The organism is Ensifer sp. Root127 (assembly GCF_001425225.1).
GTDB classification, from domain to species: Bacteria; Pseudomonadota; Alphaproteobacteria; order Rhizobiales; family Rhizobiaceae; genus Ensifer; species Ensifer canadensis.
Map to the genome: position 1 here is coordinate 1 of NZ_LMDX01000002.1, position 21,784 is coordinate 21,784.

At 62.9% G+C, this 21,784-nt stretch carries 20 protein-coding genes and 2 pseudogenes; 11 read left to right on the plus strand and 11 right to left on the minus strand.

Going from position 1 to position 21,784, the window contains the following annotated elements; genetic code table 11:
* Nucleotides 1-65: 65 nt before the first annotated feature.
* The 3 genes and pseudogenes from ASD03_RS06730 to recQ form a co-directional block, all read right to left on the minus strand.
* Nucleotides 66-269: pseudogene (locus ASD03_RS06730) on the minus strand (glycine C-acetyltransferase); the annotation flags it as partial.
* Nucleotides 270-680: 411 nt separating this feature from the next.
* Nucleotides 681-967 (minus strand): annotated as a pseudogene (locus ASD03_RS06735) (GIY-YIG nuclease family protein).
* Nucleotides 968-1,206: 239 nt separating this feature from the next.
* Nucleotides 1,207-3,084, minus strand: coding sequence for a DNA helicase RecQ (recQ, locus tag ASD03_RS06740; protein WP_025427887.1), 1,878 nt, complete (start codon nt 3,082-3,084; stop codon nt 1,207-1,209).
* A 198-nt stretch (nt 3,085-3,282) separates the two neighbouring features.
* Between recQ and ASD03_RS06745 the strand changes: the two genes are divergently transcribed.
* The gene (locus ASD03_RS06745) at nt 3,283-4,122 is read left to right on the plus strand and encodes a hypothetical protein (protein ID WP_025427888.1); all 840 of its coding nucleotides are present in this window, start codon (nt 3,283-3,285) and stop codon (nt 4,120-4,122) included.
* A 57-nt stretch (nt 4,123-4,179) separates the two neighbouring features.
* Here the strand turns inward: ASD03_RS06745 and dnaG are convergent, their stop codons facing one another.
* The gene (gene dnaG / locus ASD03_RS06750; protein WP_025427889.1) at nt 4,180-6,198 is read right to left on the minus strand and encodes a DNA primase; all 2,019 of its coding nucleotides are present in this window, start codon (nt 6,196-6,198) and stop codon (nt 4,180-4,182) included.
* Nucleotides 6,199-6,434: 236 nt separating this feature from the next.
* Between dnaG and ASD03_RS06755 the strand changes: the two genes are divergently transcribed.
* A complete protein-coding gene (locus tag ASD03_RS06755) occupies nt 6,435-6,692 on the plus strand; it encodes a hypothetical protein (RefSeq protein WP_025427890.1) in 258 nt (85 codons plus the stop codon).
* On the opposite strand, the gene ASD03_RS06760 is transcribed toward ASD03_RS06755, so the two are convergent.
* Nucleotides 6,673-7,122 carry a GatB/YqeY domain-containing protein gene (locus tag ASD03_RS06760; RefSeq protein WP_025427891.1) on the minus strand — a complete coding sequence of 150 codons (450 nt, stop codon included), beginning with the start codon at nt 7,120-7,122 and terminating at the stop codon, nt 6,673-6,675. The genes ASD03_RS06755 and ASD03_RS06760 overlap by 20 nt on opposite strands.
* A 324-nt stretch (nt 7,123-7,446) precedes the next feature.
* On the opposite strand from ASD03_RS06760, the gene carA reads away from it, so the two are divergent.
* Nucleotides 7,447-8,652 carry a glutamine-hydrolyzing carbamoyl-phosphate synthase small subunit gene (carA, locus tag ASD03_RS06765; RefSeq protein WP_025427892.1) on the plus strand — a complete coding sequence of 402 codons (1,206 nt, stop codon included), beginning with the start codon at nt 7,447-7,449 and terminating at the stop codon, nt 8,650-8,652.
* A gap of 74 nt (nt 8,653-8,726) precedes the next feature.
* On the opposite strand, the gene ASD03_RS06770 is transcribed toward carA, so the two are convergent.
* The 3 genes from ASD03_RS06770 to ASD03_RS06780 all read right to left on the minus strand — a co-directional run bounded on the left by ASD03_RS06770 (nt 8,727) and on the right by ASD03_RS06780 (nt 11,276).
* Nucleotides 8,727-9,488, minus strand: a complete 762-nt coding sequence (locus ASD03_RS06770; protein ID WP_025427893.1) for a sulfite exporter TauE/SafE family protein — start codon at nt 9,486-9,488, stop codon at nt 8,727-8,729.
* 30 nt (nt 9,489-9,518) lie between these two features.
* Nucleotides 9,519-10,277, minus strand: coding sequence for an AraC family transcriptional regulator (locus tag ASD03_RS06775; RefSeq protein ID WP_025427894.1), 759 nt, complete (start codon nt 10,275-10,277; stop codon nt 9,519-9,521).
* A 93-nt stretch (nt 10,278-10,370) separates the two neighbouring features.
* Nucleotides 10,371-11,276, minus strand: a complete 906-nt coding sequence (locus ASD03_RS06780) for a LysR substrate-binding domain-containing protein (RefSeq protein WP_025427895.1) — start codon at nt 11,274-11,276, stop codon at nt 10,371-10,373.
* Between the two features lie 114 nt (nt 11,277-11,390).
* Here ASD03_RS06780 and ASD03_RS06785 point away from each other — a divergent pair, with 114 nt between their 5' ends.
* The 4 genes from ASD03_RS06785 (at nt 11,391) to ASD03_RS06795 (ending at nt 13,524) form a co-directional block, all read left to right on the plus strand.
* Nucleotides 11,391-12,152 (plus strand): SDR family oxidoreductase, encoded by a 762-nt coding sequence (locus ASD03_RS06785; RefSeq protein WP_025427896.1) that lies wholly within the window; start codon nt 11,391-11,393, stop codon nt 12,150-12,152.
* Nucleotides 12,153-12,175: 23 nt separating this feature from the next.
* Nucleotides 12,176-12,616: an NAD(P)-binding domain-containing protein gene (locus ASD03_RS40305; RefSeq protein ID WP_244494608.1), complete on the plus strand. Its 441-nt coding sequence runs from the start codon at nt 12,176-12,178 to the stop codon at nt 12,614-12,616.
* Nucleotides 12,617-13,042, plus strand: a complete 426-nt coding sequence (locus ASD03_RS40310; RefSeq protein WP_348523266.1) for a hypothetical protein — start codon at nt 12,617-12,619, stop codon at nt 13,040-13,042.
* Nucleotides 13,043-13,218: 176 nt separating this feature from the next.
* The gene (locus ASD03_RS06795; RefSeq protein ID WP_025427898.1) at nt 13,219-13,524 is read left to right on the plus strand and encodes a hypothetical protein; all 306 of its coding nucleotides are present in this window, start codon (nt 13,219-13,221) and stop codon (nt 13,522-13,524) included.
* Between the two features lie 135 nt (nt 13,525-13,659).
* On the opposite strand, the gene ASD03_RS06800 is transcribed toward ASD03_RS06795, so the two are convergent.
* Nucleotides 13,660-14,862: a pyridoxal phosphate-dependent aminotransferase gene (locus ASD03_RS06800; RefSeq protein WP_025427899.1), complete on the minus strand. Its 1,203-nt coding sequence runs from the start codon at nt 14,860-14,862 to the stop codon at nt 13,660-13,662.
* Between the two features lie 518 nt (nt 14,863-15,380).
* On the opposite strand from ASD03_RS06800, the gene ASD03_RS06805 reads away from it, so the two are divergent.
* The 3 genes from ASD03_RS06805 to ASD03_RS06815 all read left to right on the plus strand — a co-directional run bounded on the left by ASD03_RS06805 (nt 15,381) and on the right by ASD03_RS06815 (nt 19,598).
* Nucleotides 15,381-17,666: a marine proteobacterial sortase target protein gene (locus tag ASD03_RS06805; protein ID WP_244445425.1), complete on the plus strand. Its 2,286-nt coding sequence runs from the start codon at nt 15,381-15,383 to the stop codon at nt 17,664-17,666.
* Nucleotides 17,656-18,324, plus strand: a complete 669-nt coding sequence (locus ASD03_RS06810; RefSeq protein ID WP_025427901.1) for a class GN sortase — start codon at nt 17,656-17,658, stop codon at nt 18,322-18,324. Before ASD03_RS06805 ends, ASD03_RS06810 begins: the two co-directional genes overlap by 11 nt.
* Before the next feature lie 125 nt (nt 18,325-18,449).
* A complete protein-coding gene (locus ASD03_RS06815; RefSeq protein WP_051509213.1) occupies nt 18,450-19,598 on the plus strand; it encodes a PQQ-dependent sugar dehydrogenase in 1,149 nt (382 codons plus the stop codon).
* A 35-nt stretch (nt 19,599-19,633) separates the two neighbouring features.
* On the opposite strand, the gene ASD03_RS06820 is transcribed toward ASD03_RS06815, so the two are convergent.
* Nucleotides 19,634-20,086: a hypothetical protein gene (locus tag ASD03_RS06820; RefSeq protein WP_038576303.1), complete on the minus strand. Its 453-nt coding sequence runs from the start codon at nt 20,084-20,086 to the stop codon at nt 19,634-19,636.
* A 104-nt stretch (nt 20,087-20,190) separates the two neighbouring features.
* On the opposite strand from ASD03_RS06820, the gene ASD03_RS06825 reads away from it, so the two are divergent.
* A complete protein-coding gene (locus ASD03_RS06825; RefSeq protein WP_025427904.1) occupies nt 20,191-21,087 on the plus strand; it encodes a DMT family transporter in 897 nt (298 codons plus the stop codon).
* A 77-nt stretch (nt 21,088-21,164) separates the two neighbouring features.
* Here ASD03_RS06825 and ASD03_RS38700 read toward each other — a convergent pair whose 3' ends face one another.
* Complete coding sequence (locus ASD03_RS38700) at nt 21,165-21,572, minus strand: hypothetical protein (protein ID WP_128090426.1); 408 nt, start codon at nt 21,570-21,572, stop codon at nt 21,165-21,167.
* Nucleotides 21,573-21,784 lie beyond the last annotated feature (212 nt).

The following is a 21,784-nucleotide window of genomic DNA, read 5'->3' on the forward strand; positions in this document are numbered from 1 at the left end:
GTTTTGATGGAACCGGCTGGATGGTGCTTGTTTTTCGAGCAGCCTTTTTGCCGGCCTCAGTGAGCAGCCTTTTTGCCGGCCTCAGTCAGTTCCGCATTGTCGGCCAGGCCGAGATAGTTGTTGGCACAGAAGTTCAGCACCCGCTCGCCCGAGGCAACCTCGATCTCGCCCGCCTGTTTCGAGACGATCACCCGCTCCGACTTGTAGAGACCGGATGATTTCAAGCCATCGAGTTCGGAGCGGAGGTGGGAAAGAAAAGCATTGGTCATGGCGGGCCGCTTTCACTGTGAAAAGGACGTTTCGTGCCAGACGAGTACCACGACAGCTTTCCCGTTGCAGCAAATTCCAGCGGCCAGGCCATGCGCAGAGGCAGTAGTGAGGGAAAACGACAGGGCCTTTCGCAACAGACCCGCTGGTCTGAAATTTTATGTCGCGCCCTTGGCGGTGCGAGACATATTGCTTCGGCCACTCCAGCTTTTGAGCGGTCGAAGATCGAAGCTGGCACCCTTTGTCCCATCAAGCACCATCCATTCGCGCCGCCGACGCAGCGCGGCTGGATTCCTGTGACAAGCACAGGAATGAGGGAGGGGACGTAGTTGCAGCCAGCGTATTCAGAATCTGGTCCCCAACAATCGCGGCAATATTATCCCAAGCTCAGGACAATGAGACGGGATCATTGGTCAGAGGGCATGCAGATAGGGCGAGATATCCTCCCAATCCGGGTTCATGCGTTCGATCAGGTTCAACTTCCACTTTCGAGGCCATTTCTTGATCGTTTTCTCCCGAGTTATCGCCGCGGTCAGCAAATCAAACTCCTCAAACCAGACCAGCGTCTTGACGTATCTCGATGTGAAGCCGGGCGTCAGGTCGTTCTGATGTTCGTAAAGCCGGGTGGCGAGATCCTTCGTCACGCCAACATAAAGCGTGCCTTTCGCTTGGACGCGAGGATGTAGACATAGCCCCTCATGAAAGGGAAATTGGCGATATCGCGCTTATTGCACAAGTAAAAATTGTAGTTGGGTGAAAGAATTTCGACCGCCCGCCACGCCCTCATTCCTGTGCTTGTCACAGGAATCCAGCCGCGCCGCGTCGGCGGCGCGACTTAGCTGGTCTGAGGGCGGAACTCCCCCAACTTCGTACTGCACCAGTGCCGAAAAGATACGAGAATCGGGACAAAGCCCAACCGCGAGAGCTAATCGTCGGGCCTCACCCCTCCAAATACCCGTCGATCACGGCCAGAAATGCCTCGCCGTACCGCTCGCGTTTGCTTTCGCCGATGCCGGGGATGTCGAGCAGCTCGTCGAAGCCGCGCGGGCGCTCCTTGGCGAGCGCGATCAGCGTTGCATCCGGGAAGACGACGTAGGGCGGCACGTTCAGGTCCTTGGCGATGGTGAAGCGCTCGGCGCGCAGCAGTTCGAACAGTTCGAGGTCGGAACCGGCAAGGTCGGCGCGCTCGCGCTGGCTGCCCGATTTCGCCTGCCGCGCCGCCTTGCCCGTCTGCGGGCGGTCCTTGCGAAACAGCACCTGGCGCTCGCGCTTGAACACGGCGCGGGCCTCCGCTTCGAGCTTGACTGCGCCGAAGGCCGTGTGATCGACGCTGACGAGACCGGCGGCCAGCAATTGCCGAAACACCGATTGCCAGGTACGCGCCGGCAGATCCTTGCCGGCGCCGAAGACCGGGATGTCGACATGGCCGAAACGCTCGGTCTTTTCGTTGACGGTCCCCATCAGCACGTCGACGACATGGCCGGTGCCGAAGCGCTCGCCGGTGCGGTAGACGGCGGCGAGCGCCTTGATCGCGGCCTCGGTGCCGTCCCAGGTTTCCACGGGCTTCAGGCAGGTATCGCAATGACCGCAACGACCGGGATGCGCCTCGCCGAAATGCGCGAGGATCGCCTGTCGGCGGCAGCCAGCCGTCTCACAGATCGCCAAAAGCGCATTGAGCTTGCCGCGCTCGATGCGCTTGATTTCGTCCGCCACTGCGCCCTCGTCGATCATCCGGCGGCGCTGCAAGACGTCGGCCATGCCATAGGCCATCCAGACCTCGGACGGTTGGCCGTCACGTCCGGCGCGGCCGGTCTCCTGGTAATAGGCCTCGACCGAGCCCGGCAGATCGAGATGGGCGACATAGCGCACATCCGGCTTGTCGATGCCCATGCCGAAGGCGACGGTTGCGACCAGGCAGAGGCTCTCCTCCTTGAGGAACGCGTCCTGATGGGTGTCGCGCAGCGTCCGGTCCATGCCGGCGTGATAGGGCAGCGCTCGAATGCCCTGCCCGTTCAACCATTCCGCAGTGTCCTCGACCTTTGCCCGCGACAGGCAATAGACGATGCCGGACGATCCGCGGAAGCGGGAGACAAAGCGCAGCAACTGCTGGCGCGGCTGGTCGCGCTCGACAATTTCATAGGCGATGTTCGGTCGGTCGAAGCTGGTGGTAAAGACTTCGGCGCCCTGCAGCGACAAGCGCTCGATAATGTCTTCGCGGGTATGCGGATCGGCCGTCGCCGTCAGCGCGATGCGCGGAACGCCGGGATAGCGCTCGGCAAGCAGGCCGAGGGTGCGATATTCCGGCCGGAAATCATGACCCCACTGCGAAACGCAATGGGCCTCGTCGATGGCGAAAAGCGCAATGCGGGCATTGCCGATGAGATCGGCGAAACCATCGGTGACGATGCGCTCGGGCGTGACGTAGAGGAGGTCAAGCGTGCCATCGGCAATCTGCCGGCGCACGGCCACCGCTTCTTCGCGCGTCAGGGACGAATTGAGTGCCGCCGCATTGACGCCGAGCTGCTTCAACGCCTCGACCTGATCGCGCATCAGCGCGATCAGCGGCGAAACGACGACGCCGAGGCCGGGACGGCAGAGTGCAGGGATCTGGAAGCAGAGCGACTTGCCGGCGCCGGTCGGAAACAGAACGACTGCATCGCCTCCGGCGGCCACATGCTCGACCACCTCCTGCTGCCGGCCGCGAAAGGCGGAGTAGCCATAGACGCGTTTGAGCACATCCAAAGGTGCCGGCGCGGCTCCGTCGAAGAGATGGCCGGCGACGCCCTTGGCGCATTGCGCCCTTTGCCCAATCTCCATCATATCTCCTTTACGGGAATCACCTGATCATCATCGCCCCAAGCGACCGCAATGCCATAGCCTTCCGGTCAACGGAATAGAGCAAGGCAAATCGCGGCGGCTGGACGGGCGGCTTCGGACCTGTTAGCTGAACTCGCCGCCGATGCGACCCTTCCGGTCACCGGCAATCTCGTGGATTGAAAAAACTGGAAAGTAACGATGTCTAGCATTCTGGCGGCAAGCGGCGGCGTCAAGCAGTTAATCTGCATCAACTGGGGGACCAAATACGGCGCGCCCTTCATCAACCGCCTCTATGCCATGGCGGCGCGCAACATCACCCCGCCCTTCACCTTCACCTGCTTCACCGACAATCGCGAGGGTCTGCACCCGGAAATTCTCTGCGAGGATCTGCCGCCGCTGGACATTGGAAAAATGCCCGAGAAGACGCCGGGCATCTGGAACAAATCTCGGCTATGGGGCGCCAAGCTGGGCAACCTCAGCGGACCGGTGCTGTTTCTGGACCTCGATATCGTCATCGTCGGGTCGCTCGACGCCTTCTTCGAGGTCGGAGAACCCGACGATGTGATCCTGGCGCGCAACCAGACGACGCCGTTCGAACGGCTCGGCCAGACCTCGCTGTTTCGCTTCCCGGTCGGCAAGCTGGTGCCGCTGCAGCAGAAGTTCCTGGCCGATCCGCAAGCCGTTGCCAATGAATACCGCTTCGAGCAGCGTTTCGTGACGCGCAACGCGCCGGGCGGCGTAAAACTTTTCCCAAGGCGCTGGGTGCTGCATTTCCGGCAGGACTGCCACTGGCCGCTCCCCCTAAACTACTTCTTCGCGCCGCGCCTGCCGACCGATGCACGCGTGGTGCTTTTCCCCCGCAGCCTGCTGCCGCAGCATGCGATCGACGGACAGTATGGCTATCGCGGCCGCGTGGACACGCCGCTCGGGCATATCCGGCGCCTGTTTTCCGGTGACCGGCGTGAAAAGAATCCAATCCGCTACCTGCGCCACTATATCCGCCCAGCTCCCTGGGTGGCCGAACATTGGCGCGAATAGTCGGCATACTGTTGAGACCGGACCGGATTTCGGCGTGGGCGCGCGACTTTTCGGCGGTCACCGGGCCGCCGGTCCCTTCACGCGGCCGGAGAGCACACCGAAGCCTTCGATGATCGCTTCCTGGTTTTCAAGCCGCGTCACTTCGAACTGTACTTCCTGAAGTGTGCGCAGGAGCTGAGGCACGGCCTCGAGGTCTCCCTCCTCGGTCGCATGCGCCAGTTCCCGCTCCAGCTCGCGCCGCTGCCAATGCAACGCCTTGGAGCGCTGGTGCAGCGCCAGCGCCTGCAGGTAACCCTCGCGCGCATCCTCGGGTGCCGCAGCAGCTGTCGCCGTCCACAGCCGGGCATAGCGGATCTGCTGGTCGATGGCCGCGATCAAGGGCGCAAAGCCTTCGGCTTCCAGCTGTTCCACCAGCCCTTCACGCGTCAGGCGCGGGCCGTTGGCGGCAGCCGCATTGAGCACCGCCGCCCAGCAGCGTTGCAGATCGCGGTGGTCGAACTCGATGGTCGAGATCTCGTCGTATTCGTCAAACAGCAGTTGCGGGTGGTTGACGATGGTGAGCGCCAGCACGCTTTCGCGCAACGAGGGCACCGCCTGCTGGCCGCTGACCAGCGACGAGCGCGCCAGCCGGTCCGAGATTGCCGTCGGACCCGAGGTGTTGGGCTGGCGTCCACCCTGCCCGCCGCGTTGGCCGCCGCCCTGGCGGCCGCCGCGCTCGAATTGCCGCCGCTCGCCGCCGCGACCGGGGCTTGAGGCCTGCAGGAAGGCGTGCAGCCGGTCGCGCATGTCCTGGCCATAGTGGCGCCGCACACTTTCGTCGGCAATGACGGCGGTGACCTGCTTCAGCCTCGCTTCAAGTTCGGCGCGTTTTTCCGGCGTATCGAACGAGCCGCCCTGGATTTCACGTTGCCAGACCATCTCGGCCAGCGACCTTGCATTGGCCAGCACCTGGTCGAAGGGCGCCCGCCCCTCTTGCCGCACCAGATCGTCCGGGTCCTTGCCGTCAGGCAGCATGGCAAAGCGCACCGAGCGGCCGGGTTTCAGATGCGGCAGCGCCAGATCGACGCCGCGGTTGGCAGCGCGGATGCCGGCGCCGTCGCCATCGAAGCAGAGCACCGGCTGCGACGTCATCTTCCAGAGCAGATCGAGCTGGTTTTCGGTGAGTGCTGTTCCAAGCGGCGCAACGGCATTCTCGACGCCCGCCTGGTGGAGCGCGATCACGTCCATATAGCCCTCGACCGCGATGATCGTCGCCGTAGCACTTTCGTTTTGCCCGGCATCACCGGGGCGGCTGCCCCCGGACATTGCACGGCGTGCCCGGGCAAAGTTGTAGAGCACGTTGCCCTTGTGGAAGAGCTCGGTCTCATTCGAATTGAGATACTTCGCCGGCGCATCCGGCGACATGGCGCGGCCGCCGAAGGCGATGACCTTTTCGCGCGACGACAGGATCGGAAACATGATGCGGTCACGGAAGCGGTCGTAGGAAACCGGCACTTCGGGACCATGCACCACCAGGCCGCAGGCCTCTATCTGCTCCTTGCCGATGCCCTTGCCGGCCAAAAATTCCTTCAGCGCATTGCGGCTGTCGGGCGCAAAGCCGAGGCGAAAGGTCTCGATGGTGCGGCCGGTCAGCCCGCGCTCGCGCAGATAGGCGCGCGCCTTGGCGCCATTGGCCGTCTGTAGCTGGTCCTCGAAAAACTGGGTCGCCAGCTCCATCACATCGAGCAGGCTGGTGCGTTCCTTTTCGCGCTTCTCGGCCTGCGGGTCGGGCTGCGGCATGGCAACACCGGCCATGTCGGCGATCTGCTGCACCGCCTCGGGGAAGCTCAGGCCTTCGAGATCGGTGAGGAAGCGGAAGTGGTCGCCGGTAACGCCACAGCCGAAGCAATGGTAGCGGCCCTTGCGGTCCTCGCAGTGGAAGCTCGGAGATTTCTCGCCGTGGAACGGGCAGCAGGCCCAGTAGTCGCCGCGCGAGACATTGGTCTTGCGCCGATCCCAGGTGACGCGTTTGGCGATCACGTCCGAAATCGGCACGCGGTCGCGTATCTCGTCAAGAAAGGACTGTGAAAAGCGCATGGGTACCTCTGGTCAATCCTCCATATAGGCGGCGAAACCGCCGGACGCCACAGCGCTGACCGGCCTTGCCCGCAATTCACAGGCTGTAAAAAGGCAATTGCAAACCCCGCTTGCTGTAGGTCATCGGATGATGCGCGTCTAGCGCGAACATGTTTCTACACCCAGGCCGTGCATCGACCCTGACTCCGACCAAGCACAACAGGATGAATTCGCCTCCCGACCTCGGATCCCGCATCATGGCCATCACCGTCGAAGCACTTGCATCCAGCGCCGGCTTCTTCAACGCCGTGCCCAGCGGCATGGGATGGGATGGCCCGCCGGGTCGCAGCAGCCTCTGGCTGTCGCAGGGTTTCATCCGGGAATATTGGGATTATCAGGCGGAGAAGTTCGCGCTGATCGATCAGGCCCATGAAAGGCTCACCGGCAATTTCAATGCCGCAACGGCGCCCGCCGCAGACGAGCGGGCGCAGTCGGTTACTTCAGCAGGTCCTTGACCAGGCCGGAGGCCTTGGCGAAGTCCATCTGGCCGGGATACCGTTCCTTGAGCGCGTTCATGCACTTGCCCATGTCGCGAAGCCCGTGCGCGCCGGTTTCCTGGATCACCGAAGCACAGAGTTCCTTGACCTTATCCTCTGGCAACTGAGCCGGCAGGAACTGGTTGATGATGACGATTTCCTGCCGCTCCTGCTCGGCAAGCTCCGGCCGGCCGCCCTGGTCGTAGATGCGCGCCGATTCCTCGCGCTGCTTGATCATCTTGGCGAGGATCTGCAGGATCTCGTCGTCGCCGACCGGATCCTTGCCCAGGCCACGGTTGGCAATATCACGATCCTTGATCGCAGCCTGGATCAGCCGCACGGTTGAGGTGCGCCGCGTGTCCTTGGCCTTCAGGGCTTCTTTCAGTACCTCAGCGAACTGGTCGCGCATGTCTTTCTCCATGTCGAAGCCGGCCCGCGGTGCTCTTGCCCGGAACCGGTTCGATGCGTCAATGTTGTCGTCGTCTTAAACCAGTGTGGCAGGTGCAATCAAACGGATTACACAACCGCTTGAATTAAAAGGAATTTTATTTCCAGACAATTCACAGCGGCTGGTTGACCGGGCTTTGCGCTTTGGCTATTTTCCCGCACCTGCACGACATTGGCATGTGAGCACTTTTCGCGGGGATTCCGCGCGTCCATGCCTGAGCACATAAAATGGCGATCAGCCGTCGGGCTTTCAAGCCCCGCCTCGCGCCGCAACGGGATAGGAACGATGACCGCGACACCCGCATGGACCACTGAAAAACCCACCGCTTTGCTCGTTCTTGCCGATGGCACCGTCATCGAAGGCAAGGGCATCGGCGCAACCGGCAAGGTGCAGGCGGAAGTCTGCTTCAACACGGCACTGACCGGCTACCAGGAAATCCTGACGGATCCTTCCTACCTCAGCCAGATCGTCACCTTCACCTTCCCGCACATCGGCAATATCGGCGCCAATGACGAGGACATCGAAGACCTGACGCCGGCAGCCCGCCACGGCGCGGTCGGCGTGATCTTCAAGGCCGATATCACCGAGCCGTCGAACTACCGGTCCGTCAAGCACCTCGATGCCTGGCTGAAAGCCCGCGGCATCATCGGCCTCTGCGGCATCGACACCCGGGCACTCACCGCCTGGATCCGCGAAAACGGCATGCCCAACGCCGTCATCGCCCACGATCCCTCAGGCGTCTTCGACATCGAGACGCTGAAGAAGGAAGCCAAGGCTTGGAGCGGGCTTGAAGGCCTCGATCTTGCCAAGGTCGCGACCTCCGGCCAGTCCTCGCAGTGGACCGAGAAGCCCTGGGTCTGGGACGAAGGCTATTCGACGCTCGGCGATGCCGAGGCCGACTACCACGTCGTCGCCCTCGACTACGGCGTCAAGCGCAACATCCTGCGCCTCTTCACCGGCCTCAACGCCCGCGTCACCGTGATGCCGGCAACGACGAGCGCCGAAGAGGTGCTTGCCCAGAAGCCGGACGGCATCTTCCTCTCCAACGGCCCGGGCGACCCGGCGGCAACCGGCGAATACGCCGTGCCTGTCATCCAGGACCTGCTGAAGAGCGATATCCCGGTGTTCGGTATCTGCCTCGGTCACCAGATGCTGGCGCTGGCGCTTGGCGGCAAGACCGAAAAAATGCACCAGGGCCACCATGGCGCCAACCATCCGGTCAAGGATCACACCACGGGCAAGGTCGAGATCGTCTCGATGAACCACGGCTTCGCGGTCGATTCGAAGTCGCTGCCGGAAGGTGTTGAAGAGACTCACATTTCGCTGTTCGACGGCACCAATTGCGGCCTGCGCGTCGCCGGCAAGCCGGTGTTCTCGGTGCAGCATCACCCGGAAGCCTCGCCGGGCCCGCAGGACAGCCACTACCTCTTCCGCCGGTTCATGAACCTCGTGCGCGAGAAAAAGGGCGAACCGGCGCTTGCCGAGCGCTGAGCGCGCGACCGAGACAGCATAGAGGCCCGCTCCAAGCGGGCCTTTTTCATTTGAACCCTAACTTTCTGCCATCCTTAAAACCAGTAGCGGCCGGCATAGACGCAGGTCATGACCGCGCCGGAGAGGATCACGAACAGCCGCACGACTTGGGCCGGCAGCACCCGCACCAGATGACCGCCGGCATAGCCGCCGATCAGCGCGCCCGACAACATCGTCAGCGTCTCAGGCCATTGCACCATGCCCTTCGCGATGAAGATGACGATCGCCGCGAGGCTGACACAGCTGCCGAGCAGGTTCTTCATCACCTTGACCTTGCGGATGTCGCCCGGCTCTTGCAGCGAAAGCACCGCCGTCAGGAGGATGCCGAGCCCCGCACCAAAGAAACCGCCATAGATCGAAGTGGCAAACAGCGCGGCCATTCCTTCGGTCCTTGATGCTTGTCCCTTCCCGCGATGCGTTACGGTCCACTGGCCGATGCGCGGCGCAAACGCAAAGAGCAGCGTGGCAAGGCCGATGAGCCCGGGAACCGGCAGCACGAAGAGGCGATCGGGAAGCGCAAGCAGAACCAGTGCGCCGATGACGCCGCCAACGACGCAGAGGGCGTGCAGGACCAGCATGCGCCGATCGAAGGTCGGCAGCTTCTCGCGATCGGCAATCGCCGCCAGCAGGTGCCCAGGTGCGATGGCAATGGCATTCGAGGCATTGGCAACAACAGGCGGAAGACCCGCGGCAAGCATCGCCGGGAAGGTGATCAGCGTTGCGCCCCCTGCTAGCGCATTGATGATGCCGCCGGCTATGCCGGCGAGAAACAGAAGAGGCGCGATCAGTCCGTCCATGCCATGCCTTTCGCAATGATGCGAAGAGATCTAGCCTGTGGCCGTGACCACGTCTGGAACGTTTGTGACCGCCCGCATGTTTTCGCCATAGGCGCGTGGTGTGGCGCCGAAGACGCGGCGGAAATGACGGCCGAGATGGCTCTGGTCGGCAAAACCATATTTTGCTGCGATGTCGGCCACCGACGTTTCCGATCGCAGATCGCGCCGGGCCGCGTTCAGGCGGTGCATCAGCCGATAGGCGTGCGGCGACATACCGATCAGCCGCGTGAACCGACGACTGAAACCTTCGCGGCTCAGACCATGACGAACGGCGATCTTGCCGACCGTCATGCTGCTTACACCGATATCGCCAAGCCAGAGATCGTCGCTCGCATGTCCCGGCAACCTGCCACCCGCTTGCAATCGTTCCCCAACGCCGCGGAGCAGCGCGAGCGGATCGGCCTCCCCTTCGGAAAGCCCGAGTTCACGAAGCGAGTATACTGTGGGGCCACAGCCTGCATCCGGCAGGGCAGCGTAGAGGTTGAGGCATTGCGCGCCCTCGGGCTCGGCAGCAAGGCTTCGGTGCGGCATACCGGCGGGAATGTGCAGGCACTGCCCCGCCTCGACCCGGAGTATCACGCTTCCCACCTGAAAGGCGCGACAGCCGGAATGCACCGTCGTCAGCTGGCTTTCGGGGTGGAAATGCATGCCAAGTGCCGGTGCAGGCCCGCCAGCCCAGAAGGCGTACTCGACTTCAGGCGACGCCCGGCCCAGCCAATAAGTCCATTGATGGTTCTCGTGCGGGATCATTCGACAACTCGGGCATCCGTTCGGGCGAAGGATAGGTTGGGGCCGCCCGACGCGCAACGGCAGTGATGCACGCCATCTGGCCAATCATTGCAGCTATGCGGCCGACCCTTGCGCGCCGGGCAGATGCTCGGCGATGAAGTCGACCACCGCGCGCACCGACGGCAGTTGCCCCCGCCGATGCGGCATCAGCAGGGTCGTGGTGACGCTGCCCGCTTCCCAATCGGGCAGGACACGAACGAGGCTGCCCTCCTCGATTTCCGCCCGGCAGAGTTTGCGCGGCAGCGCGGTGATGCCGAGGCCGGAAACGGCGGCCGCACGGAGCACATTGGATTCGTCCGCAAGGAAACGCGGCTCCGGACGGACCCGGACGACCACACCCGCATCATTGCGCATCGTCCATCCCTCGGCGGTCAACGACGCCAGAAGTCCGTCATGACGCGAAAGCTCGCTCGGTTCGCGCGGGGCCCCGCGGCTTTCGAGATAGGCCGGTGCCGCCACCAGCCAGATGGCGTCCGTTGCCACCCGCCGCTGCACAAGACCCGAATCGGGCAAGGGCGCGAAGTGATCGCGCACGGCGATGTCGAAGCCTTCCTGGACGACGTCGACGAAACGGTCGGTCGCGTGCACCATCACGCGCATCTTAGGGTATGCGAGCGCCAACGGCGGTAGAAGGCCTGCCAGCGTCATCTGCGCCGTCGGCACTGAGGCGGTGATCCTGACCGTGCCGCTCGGCTCAGCGAGCCGGCCCTTGACGATGGCTTCGGCCGCATCCGCCTCGATCAGCATCGCCGCGGCATGTCGATAGAAGTCCTCGCCGATCTCGGTCACGGTGAAGCGGCGCGACGTGCGGTTGATCAGCCTGACGCCGAGTGTCTTTTCCAGTTCGGCCACGCGCTTGCTCAGCGTCGATTTCGGCATGTTGAGCGCGCGCGCGGCCGGCGCGAACCCCTTGTGATCGACCACATGGGCAAAGACGATGAAGTCGTTGAGATTGCGCATGGCCATTTTCCGATGTCTACAAATGTGGACGATACATCCACATTTGCCCGTCTTCCGCAATATCGTCCATGAATTTATCTCTTCTCCATCGAACTCACATCGAAGGAAAAGATCATGGGTAGCTATCAGGACAAGAAAGCCGTCGTCATCGGCGGCACGCATGGCATGGGCCTGGCGACAGTCGAACGGCTCGTCAACGGCGGCGCGGAAGTACTCTTGACCGGCAACAATGCGGCCAACCTCGCCAAGATCCAGGAGCGCTTCGGGGCGCGTGTCCATGCGGTAAAATCCGACATCTCCGACCTCGGCGAGATCGCCGTGCTCGGGGCGACCGTCGGCCAAAAGCTGGGGTCGATCGATCTGTTGCACGTCAACGCCGGCACGTCGCTGCTCGAACCGTTCGACCAGGTGACGGAGGCCTCCTACGACCGACAGTTCACCATCAACACCAAGGGCGCCTTCTTCACCGTGCAGCGGCTGGCGCCGCTCATCCGCGACGGCGGCTCCATCGTCTTCACCTCTTCTGTCGCCGATGTCGGCGGTCATGCGGGCATGGCTGTCTATAGCGGCAGCAAGGCGGCACTGATCTCGTTTGCCTCCGTCTTTGCCGCCGAACTGTTGCCACGCGGCATCCGCGTCAACTCGGTCAGCCCCGGCTTCATCGACACGCCGACCAAGGGCGTTGCCGGCATCACCGATGCCGAGCGTGCAGAGTTCAAGGCGCTGGGGGACGCGATCACGCCCATGGGCCGCAACGGCACCGCCGACGAAGTGGCCCGCGCCGTGCTGTTCCTCGCCTTCGACGCGACGTTTACCACTGGCGCGAGGCTGACGGTCGATGGCGGTCTCGGCCAGCAATTGTCGCCGGCTGCCTGAAACAAGCCAGAACGGAGAATCGGATGTCCAATTGCATCACCATCATCGGCCTCGGCGCCATGGGCACGGCCCTCGCAAACGCCCTCATCGAAGCAGGCAACGTAACGACGGTCTGGAACCGCACCCAGGCGCGGGCTGACACACTTGTTGCCCGCGGCGCGCGCCGAGCCGGAACGGTGCAGGAAGCCATCGACGTCAGCGACGTGATCGTGCTGTGCCTCACCGATTATACCGCCGCTGAAGCCACGCTTGCCGACGCCGCTCCCTTGCTGGCCGGCAAGACCGTCGTCAACCTCACCGATGGTCGCCCGGACGAGGTCCGGGCGATCGCCGGCCGTCTTGGCGGATACGGTGCGCTCTATCTCGACGGCGGCATCATGGCGACGCCGCCGATGATCGGCTCGTCGCACGCCTTCATTCTCTACAGCGGCAGCGCCGATGCGTTTGAGGGCGCAAAGGAGTAACTGGCTGCCTTTGGCCAGAGCCACTATCTCGGCGAAGATCCTGTTCTCGCCGCGGTCAACGACCTCGCATTGCTGTCGGCGATGTACGGCCTCTTCGGCGGCTATCTGCACGCAACGGCGCTTGCCGGCAGCGTTGGCGTCACGGCAATACAGTTCCTAGCCTTCGTCGAGCCCTGGCTGGCAGCGATGATGACGGCTCTGCCCGACCTTGCCGAGCGGATCGACAGCGGCGACCACGCCCGCGACGTGATGTCGAACCTTGCGATGCAATCGGTGGCGATCACCAATATCGTCGCCGCAAGCCGCAGCCAGGGCATCGATCCGGCGTTCATGGATCCGATCGAAAGACTGGCGCAAAAGCGCCTCGCCGGCGGCTTCGGTGCCGACGAGATCTCCGGCATCATCGAGGGAATGCGGGCAAAATAGGGTTCTGTCGTCCACGGGTGGCAGGCGCCGGCGAAAGCAGCGTCCGCCGCTCGCCTAAACATCGTCATAACCAACCGGCTCGAGCAAAACGGTCCGCGGTCGAAAGGTCGCGGGCCCTCGCTTGCTGTTGACCCGCCGCCGGGCTTCACGCATCCTCGCCGCAACTGGAGGTGACGATGATTACAGGTCCACAGTGCCGCGCCGCCCGGGCTCTGATCGAAATTTCGCGCGAGATGCTGGCGAGCTTTTCAGGCGTCGACGAAGACACGATCCTGAAGTTCGAGCGCAAGCTGGAAAAGCCCGCCGACGCGGTGATCGTGTCGCTGACGCATGCACTCGAAAATGCCGGCGCCATTTTTCTGCCGGAAGGCGAACGCGGCATCGGCGTCTGCCTGAAGTTTACCCGTTCCGAGGCACGTCGCCTCTCCATTCTCGAAAGCGAGGGCGGCGTCGTCGGCGATGACGAGGTTCCGGGGGCTTGAACGAAGGGCAGTTCGACTCTGATTTCAACGCCTTAGCCGCCGCGCTTGAATCAAATTGACCGCCCGTTGAATCCGTTTACGAACAAAAAAGCCCGCCGTTGCCGGCGGGCTTTTCATGAGATGGAATGCCTGAGCTTACTTGCAGGCGCCGCAAAAGCGCTGGATGCGGCGGCATGCTTCTTCCAGCTGCGCTTCCGACGTCGCGTAGGAGATGCGGAAGTTCGGGCCGAGGCCAAAGGCCGAGCCATGCACGACGGCAACGCCTTCGGCTTCGAGCAGCTCGGAGACGAAGTCTTCATCAGTCTCGATGACCTTGCCCGACGGTGCGGTCTTGCCGATCAGGCCGGCGCAGGACGGGTAGACGTAGAAGGCGCCTTCCGGCGTCGGGCACGCAATGCCCTTGGCCTGATTCAGCATCGACACCACGAGATCACGGCGACCTTCGAAGATCTTCTTGTTCTCGGGGATGAAGTCCTGTGTGCCGTTGAGCGCCTCGACGGCAGCCCACTGCGCGATCGAGGTTGCGCCCGAGGTCTGCTGGCCCTGGATCATGTCCATGGCCTTGATCAGCTGCAGCGGGCCGGCGGCGTAGCCGATGCGCCAGCCGGTCATGGCATAGGCCTTGGAGACGCCGTTCATGGTCAGCGTGCGGTCGTAGAGGCCGGGCTCGACTTCGACAGGGGTCGCGAACTTGAAGTCGCCATAGGTCAGGTGCTCGTACATGTCGTCGGTCAGCACCCAGACATGCGGGTGCTTCATCAGGACGTCGGTCAGCGCCTTGAGTTCTGCGTGGCTGTAGGCAGCGCCCGACGGGTTGGACGGCGAGTTGAAGATGAACCACTTGGTCTTCGGCGTGATCGCCTTGTCCAAGTCGGCAGGCTGGAGCTTGAAGTTGTTTTCCTGCGTCGCCGAAACAGTCACCGGCGTGCCGCCGCACAGCGCCACCATCTCCGGGTAGGAAACCCAGTAGGGCGCCGGGATGACGACTTCATCGCCCGCGTTCAGGGTCGCCATGAAGGCGTTGAAAAGAATCTGCTTTCCACCGGTGCCGACGATCGTCTGGGCGGCGGTGTAGTCGAGGTTGTTCTCGCGCTTGAACTTCTTGGCGATCGCTTCGCGCAGTTCCGGAATGCCGGATACCGGCGTGTACTTCGTCTCGCCGCGGTTGATCGCGTCGATCGCAGCCTTCTTGATATTATCAGGCGTGTCGAAATCCGGCTCCCCTGCACCAAGGCCGATCACGTCGCGTCCCTTCGCTTTCAGCTCGCGGGCTTTCTGCGAAACGGCGATGGTGGCGGAAGGCTTTACACGGGAAAGGGCATCGGCAAGGAAGGCCATGATGAAAGGTCCTGATCGTTTCGAGACGCGGTGAGCGCTACGGAACGAAAAAGTCAGGCTCCATAGCGGTTAGGTCTATGTCGAAAGACGCCCGGTCTTGCAAGCGCCAGAGCCTGAAAAACCGCCGGAATGCGGGCAAAATGCGTCACCATGACAAAGTTTCATGAGTGTGATCAGCAATCACGATCGACGCGCTCCGCCTGAGGTGATGGCAGCCCCGGCCAGAACGGTCCGCATACCGACAAGAAACCGGGGCTTCCATCCGATGAAGGCGCGGTCAGTCAGACACGTGCCACGGTCCCGATTTATTCAGAAAAAACAGCGGATTTCGACTTTTTTCGAAAAGCCATATTTTGGCCACAACAACTGTCGCGGAACGCCGCAATTCCGTCCCGCAACAGCCGATTTCCGGGCCTTTCCTTCCATGATCCGAACGCATGGCATGACGGGGGTATGCAATGTTTCTCGACGACGAAATCGCTGAATCACGGACACGGCAAAACGAAGCGCGCTGGGGCATGTATCTGGCGCTCGCAGCGCTCGCCGCCTGCATCGTGATGATCCTCGGCCTGATGACCCAGGCCTCGGCCCAGACAGCAAACGCCAGGCCCGAGCAGATGGCCGGCTATGTCAGGCCCAACGACATGGGCACCGGCGCCCTGCTCTTCCCCTCCAAGGAGCCCGGCTATTTCGTCGAGGCGCCGCGACTGGCGACCGACGTTCAGATCGACGTCAACGGCCCGATCATGCGCACCCGGGTGACGCAACGGTTCCAGAACCCGAGCAAGGGATGGGTCGAAGGCACCTATGTCTTCCCGCTTCCCGATGATTCCGCCGTCGACACGCTGAAGATGCAGATCGGCGACCGCTTCATCGAGGGTCAGATCAAGCCGCGCCAGGCGGCCAAGGAGATCTACGAGCAGGCAAAGGCCGAGGGCAAGAAGGCGGCGCTGCTCGAGCAGCAACGCCCCAACCTCTTCACCAATCAGGTCGCCAATATCGGCCCTGGCGAAACGGTGGTGGTGCAGATCGAATATCAAAGCGGTGTGCGCCAGTCGAACGACGCCTTCACCTTCCGCTTCCCGATGGTGGTCGCCCCTCGCTACAATCCGCAGCCGGTCGTCCAGACCGTCGATCTCGACAGCCGCTCCGGTTATGCCGTCAGCGATCCGGTCCCCGATCGCCAAAAGATCGAGCCGCCGGTGCTTGATCCGCGCGAGAACGCCAGGATCAACCCGGTGACGTTGACGATCAACCTGAAGGCGGGCTTCCCGATCGGCGAAGTGACATCGGCCTTTCACGAGATCGAAACGACCACCCTCGACCAGCTTACTCGCAAGATCACGTTGAAAGCAGGAAGCGTTCCGGCCGACAGGGATTTCGAACTCAGCTGGAAGGCTGTCGCAGGCAAGAGCCCCTATGCTGGCCTCTTCCGCGAGACCGTCGACGGCAAGACCTATCTCCTGTCTTTCGTCACCCCGCCGGTCACTGCGACCGCGACTGACAAACCACTCCGGCGCGAGGTGGTCTTCGTCATCGACAATTCCGGCTCGATGGCCGGCCCGTCGATGGAGCAGGCAAAGGAAAGCCTGGCGCTGGCGATCTCGCGGCTGAAGCCGGAAGACCGGTTCAACGTCATCCGCTTCGACGACACGATGACTGTGCATTTCCCTGGGCTCGTCGAGGCGACACCTGACAAGCGCGAGGACGCGATCTCCTTCGTGCGCGGCCTGACCGCCGACGGCGGCACCGAAATGCTGCCGGCGCTGGAAGCGGCCCTGCGCACGCAGGGACCGGTTGCCGCTGGCGCCCTTCGCCAGGTGGTCTTCCTCACCGATGGCGCCATCGGCAATGAAGGCCAGCTTTTCCAGGAAATCCAGAACAACCGCGGCGACGCGCGCGTCTTCACCGTCGGCATCGGGTCCGCGCCCAACAGCCATTTCATGACCAAGGCGGCTGAGTACGGCCGCGGCACCTTCACGCTGATCGGTTCCGAGAGCCAGGTGGCCGCCCGTATGGGCGAGCTTTTCACCAAGCTCGAGAGCCCTGTTATGACCGACATCTCCGCCACTTTCGAGGGTGCGGCCACGGGCGACATCACCCCGAACCCGATGCCCGATCTCTATCGCGGCGAGCCGGTCGTGCTGACGGCCGAACTCGACGGCGCCGCGCCGGAAGGCAAGCTTCGCATCGTCGGCAAGGCCGGCGACCAGCCCTGGCGCGTCGAGATGGACATCGCCAAGGCGGCAACCGGCGAAGGCGTCGCCAAGCTCTGGGCCCGCCGTAAGATCGACGATCTCGAGGCAAGCGCGGCGACGATCGCCGACCCGGCAACGCTCGACAGGCAGATCGAAACCGTCGCGCTCGCCCATCACCTGGTCTCGCGCGTCACCAGCCTTGTCGCCGTCGATGCGACACCGTCGCGGCCCGCCGGCGAAAACCTGACGGAAACCGCTGTGCCGCTCAACCTGCCGGCCGGCTGGGACTTCGGCAAGGTTTTCGGCGAGAAGTCCGATGCGACAGAAAAGGTCGACGAGCGCGAGGCTTCGGCCGAAAGCCAGACGAAGCTCGCAATGCTGACCGCCGACCGCATGCTGGCGGCACCGACGGCGCGCGCCGCCGGCCTGATTGCCGAAGCCAACAACCAGGTGAACCTGCCGCAGACGGCAACCGAAGCAGACAAGCAGATCCTCATCGGGCTGATGCTGCTCGCCTTTGCCCTTGCTGCCGGCAGCACCTTCGTCTTCTGGCGTGGGCAGATCGCCGCCCTCGTCACATCAGGGGTTCGACGCCATGGCCGCTGACGACGACCTGCCCGGGCCACGCCCGGGCTTCCTCGCCCGTCTTTCGGCGATCGAGACGATCGTGGTCGCGCTCATTGCCCTGTTCGCCCTTGCCGGCCTGATGCTGGTCGGCAAGGGATTTTACATGAAGGCCAAGGCCGAGGTCTCTCAAGTCCTCTTGAAAAAGAGCTTCGAGGCGCAATTGCACGGCGAGGCCAATGGCAGGCCCTGGCCCTGGGCCGACTTCGAAACGACAGCGGAAATCATGGCGCCGCGCATCAACCGCTCGGCGATCGTGCTCAAGGGCGCAAGCGGCCAGGCGCTTGCCTTCGGACCTGCCTGGCTCACAAACACCCCCCTTCCCGGCGACGAAGGCACCTCGGTCATCGCCGCCCACCGCGACACGCATTTCCGCTGGCTGAAGGATGTGTCCGCGGGCGACCTGCTGGTGCTGACCCGCAAGGACGGGCGGCGCTTTCTCTTCCGCGCCGGCGAAGGCCGGGTCGCGCGCTGGGACGAGAGCGGCATCAACGCCTCGGCCAGTGGCCACAAGCTGGCGCTTGCCACCTGCTTCCCTTTCGATGCGATCGAGCCGGGACCGATGCGCTACATCGTGACCGCCGAACTGGTCGGCGAGCAGCATCCGGTGCCGCTGACGACAGGCTCGGTTTCGAAATAAAGCCATTTTGATCCGATTTGACTTGAACGAACCGGGTGACCACTCCAGCTTGGCGTGTGGCGGCATGAACTGATCGGAGATATCGAATGTGGCAGGCGCAGGCATCAAGGCTGGAAACGACCCGGATGGCGGGAACAATTCGCGCGCTGCCGCTCCTCGCCGGCCTTGTTTCGTTTGCCGCCCCGTTTGCTGCCGCAGCACAGGAAACGCGTGAGTTTCCCTCCCAGCATGGCGACGTTCTCGTCGAAACGCTGGCGAGCGGGCTCGAACATCCCTGGTCCGTCGAGGTGCTGCCGGACGGCAGTTACATCGTCAGCGAGCGCGCCGGTCGGCTGCGCATCATCCGCGACGGCAAGGCCTCGGCGCCGCTTTCCGGCGTGCCTGAGGTGGCCGAGCAGGGCCAGGGTGGCCTGCTCGACATCGCCCTTGCCCCCGATTTTGCCACCAGCCGCACGCTCTACCTGACGCTCGCGGCCAGTGGAGACGGCGGTTTCGGAACGGTCCTGGTGCGGGCGGCATTGTCGGCGGATAATTCGGACCTGACCGACGTCAAGGAACTCTTCCGGATGAACAAGCTGACCCGCAACGGCCAGCATTTCGGCTCGCGCATCGCATTCGCGCCTGATGGCAGCCTGTTCTTCGGCATCGGCGACCGCGGCGAGCGCGAGCGCGCCCAGGATCTGCACGATCATGCCGGCGCCATCCTGCACATCAACGCCGACGGCAGCATTCCCGCCGACAACCCCTATCGCGGGGGCACCGAGGGCCTGCCGGAAATCTGGTCCAAGGGGCATCGCAATCCGCAGGGCATCGCCATTGATCCGAAGGACGGCACGCTTCTGACGGCAGAGCACGGCGCGCGCGGCGGCGACGAGGTCAACAACCCGCAATCCGGCCATAACTACGGCTGGCCGGTGATCACCTACGGCAAGGACTATTCCGGCGCCGAGATTGGCGAAGGCACGGCCAAGGACGGCTTCGACCAGCCGATCTACTACTGGGATCCCTCGATTGCGCCAGGCGCGCTCGCGGTCTATCGCGGCAAGATGTTTCCGGAGTGGGATGGCAACCTGCTGGTGGCGGCGCTGAAGTATCAGCTCCTCGCCCGGCTGGAGCGGGACGACACCGGCGCTGTGACCTCCGAGGAACGGCTGTTCGACGGCGAGTTCGGCCGTATCCGCGACATCGTGGTGGCGCCGGACGGCGCACTGCTGATGGTGACGGACGAAGAGGATGGCGCCTTGCTCAGGGTCTCCAAGGCACCGACGCAGTAATACCAACCGGCGCTCGTATAAATCCAAATTCGGGATCAGAGATCGGCGCGAACGTCCTTGCGGAACATAAACTTCAATCCGGACCAGACCGCATCGACGGCGCAGACCTTGGTGTCGACGAGCCCGAGCGGCAGAAAGATCTCGCGCAAGACGTCCTCCGTCAGCGTCGTCGGAACCTTCGATGCGCGCTTCGGCCACGAGATCCACATCATGCCGTCTGCCTTGAGGCTCGCCGCAAGCGGTAGTGCCAGCGCTTCAAGCTTTGCCCTCTCCACGGCGAAGACGTGGATGTAGTCGTGCCGACGTGACGCCGGGCCGTCGACGGCGGTTTCGCACCTGGAGAACCCTGGAAAGCCGGCAATATCGGTCAGATCGTCAGGGACGCCAAGCAACAGCGCTGACTGCCCGCCCCTCATGCCCAGCTTGCGGACAAGCGGCGTTCCCGAATAACCGCTCTCGCCCATCTCCACCGTCCCCATCTCCACCATGCAACCGTCGCCGGCACGCCGCGCAGATCAGCCGGCCGCCGACGATGAGCCTTGCCCGGAAAAATCGCAACTGATAGACGGCGAAGCATCTGAGGAGAGCAATGATGACCCGCGTCCAGGCCAATCTATTCCTGCTGTTTTCCGGCGCCATCTGGGGTGCCGGCTTCGTCGCCCAGTCGACGGCGATGCAGGCGATCGGACCGCTCTGGTTCATCACGCTTCGTTTTGCCATCGCAACCCTGGTCGCGCTGCCGCTCGCCGTCGTTGAAACCAGGCGGGCGCCGCAGCCGTTGACCGGCAGGACCCTTCGCAACTTCGTGTTTGTCGGGCTCGCGCTTTTTGCAGGCGCCGTTACGCAGCAATACGGGTTGCTCACCACCAGCGTCACCAACTCCGGCTTTCTAACCGGGCTTTACGTCGTCTTCGTCCCGGTGCTGACCATCATCTTCCTCCGCCGCAGGCCGCACTGGATCATCTGGCCCGGCGCGCTGATGGCCCTGCTCGGTATCTTCCTTTTGAGTGGTGGCGCTCTGTCGAGCCTGACCGGTGGTGATTATCTGACTGTTGTCTGCGCCCTGTTCTGGGCACTGCAGCTGATGCTTGTCGGCATCTTCGCACCGAGCAGCGGCCGGCCGATGCTGCTGTCGATGACGCAGTTTGCCGTTTGCGCCGTACTCGGCTGCGTCGTCGCTTTGGCGATCGAGCCCCTGAGCATGGAGGCGGTTAAGGGCGCGCTGCCGGAAATCCTCTATGCGGGCATCTTCTCCAGTGGTGTCGCCTTCATCTGCCAGGTCGTCGGCCAGCGCTACACCACGGCACCGCAGGCAGCGATCTTCCTGTCGAGCGAGGCGCTGTTTGCAGCCCTCTTCGGGGTGCTGCTGCTCGGGGAGATCATCACGCCCATCGGCTATGTCGGTTGCGCCATCATCTTTGCCGCCATGCTGGTCGTCGAGATCGTGCCCGAGATCACGAAAGGTGGCCGGAAGGAAGCCGCAGCCTGAGACGAGATAGGCATGCGCGGGGACCTGCAGAACTATAACCCTTGATTTTGGCGGGTACTGAACTGCTGCGTTACTTGTTATTGCCCCGCCCCGCAAAGCTGTTGCTTCACTTTAAAGCGCCGCGATGCAACCTGCCGATTCCCGGTTATTACTTGCAGGATTTCTGCAAAGCGAACCGCCACGGTGCCCGACAGCATCACTTTGGCAAGAAGCTTCAACCATATCAGTCGCTTGACAAATGAATGGACCTGTTTGGCAGCCATCGCGGCGTCGCCGATTGCGGCGAAAAACGGCGCAAAGCACTCAACTTCTCGGCACATTCGTTCAAAAAGCTGTGATTTCAACAGCTTGCGATGCACCTTCAATATCACCTGAAAAATCGGCGACTGACCGAATTTTGAGCAATGGCAAGACGCAATACCACTTCTAAAAAGTTTTGCTTGCCAATTCAAAATAAACCCATCAATCTTACTCTGTTCGGGCAATCTACGAGCATGGGAAGATCTTGAAATAAAAGCGGGCCGGAGACGCAAAAACTCCGGGTGGCCAGACTGGGGGGACGCGAGTTTGCAACCTTTCCGATGGCTGGCTGCGGTAACAGGAACCTTTCCTCAAATATCGAGAACTGCCTGCCCAACGCCCAATCGGGCAAACTGCAATGCTACCCGTCCGTCAAACGGGTGGAGAGAAAAGGACC

Coding starts and splice junctions, on each gene's coding strand:
- ASD03_RS06745 (WP_025427888.1), top strand. CDS start 3,283: ATGTCTAGCATTCTGGCGGCAAGCGGCGGCGTCAAGCAGTTAATCTGC.
- ASD03_RS06825 (WP_025427904.1), top strand. CDS start 20,191: ATGACCCGCGTCCAGGCCAATCTATTCCTGCTGTTTTCCGGCGCCATC.
- ASD03_RS06805 (WP_244445425.1), top strand. CDS start 15,381: ATGTATCTGGCGCTCGCAGCGCTCGCCGCCTGCATCGTGATGATCCTC.
- ASD03_RS06800 (WP_025427899.1), bottom strand. CDS start 14,862: ATGGCCTTCCTTGCCGATGCCCTTTCCCGTGTAAAGCCTTCCGCCACC.
- ASD03_RS06760 (WP_025427891.1), bottom strand. CDS start 7,122: ATGCGCGACCAGTTCGCTGAGGTACTGAAAGAAGCCCTGAAGGCCAAG.
- dnaG (WP_025427889.1), bottom strand. CDS start 6,198: ATGCGCTTTTCACAGTCCTTTCTTGACGAGATACGCGACCGCGTGCCG.
- ASD03_RS40305 (WP_244494608.1), top strand. CDS start 12,176: ATGTCCAATTGCATCACCATCATCGGCCTCGGCGCCATGGGCACGGCC.
- recQ (WP_025427887.1), bottom strand. CDS start 3,084: ATGGAGATTGGGCAAAGGGCGCAATGCGCCAAGGGCGTCGCCGGCCAT.
- ASD03_RS06775 (WP_025427894.1), bottom strand. CDS start 10,277: ATGATCCCGCACGAGAACCATCAATGGACTTATTGGCTGGGCCGGGCG.
- carA (WP_025427892.1), top strand. CDS start 7,447: ATGACCGCGACACCCGCATGGACCACTGAAAAACCCACCGCTTTGCTC.
- ASD03_RS06815 (WP_051509213.1), top strand. CDS start 18,450: ATGGCGGGAACAATTCGCGCGCTGCCGCTCCTCGCCGGCCTTGTTTCG.
- ASD03_RS06780 (WP_025427895.1), bottom strand. CDS start 11,276: ATGCGCAATCTCAACGACTTCATCGTCTTTGCCCATGTGGTCGATCAC.
- ASD03_RS06785 (WP_025427896.1), top strand. CDS start 11,391: ATGGGTAGCTATCAGGACAAGAAAGCCGTCGTCATCGGCGGCACGCAT.
- ASD03_RS06820 (WP_038576303.1), bottom strand. CDS start 20,086: ATGGTGGAGATGGGGACGGTGGAGATGGGCGAGAGCGGTTATTCGGGA.
- ASD03_RS06770 (WP_025427893.1), bottom strand. CDS start 9,488: ATGGACGGACTGATCGCGCCTCTTCTGTTTCTCGCCGGCATAGCCGGC.
- ASD03_RS06755 (WP_025427890.1), top strand. CDS start 6,435: ATGGCCATCACCGTCGAAGCACTTGCATCCAGCGCCGGCTTCTTCAAC.
- ASD03_RS06810 (WP_025427901.1), top strand. CDS start 17,656: ATGGCCGCTGACGACGACCTGCCCGGGCCACGCCCGGGCTTCCTCGCC.
- ASD03_RS06795 (WP_025427898.1), top strand. CDS start 13,219: ATGATTACAGGTCCACAGTGCCGCGCCGCCCGGGCTCTGATCGAAATT.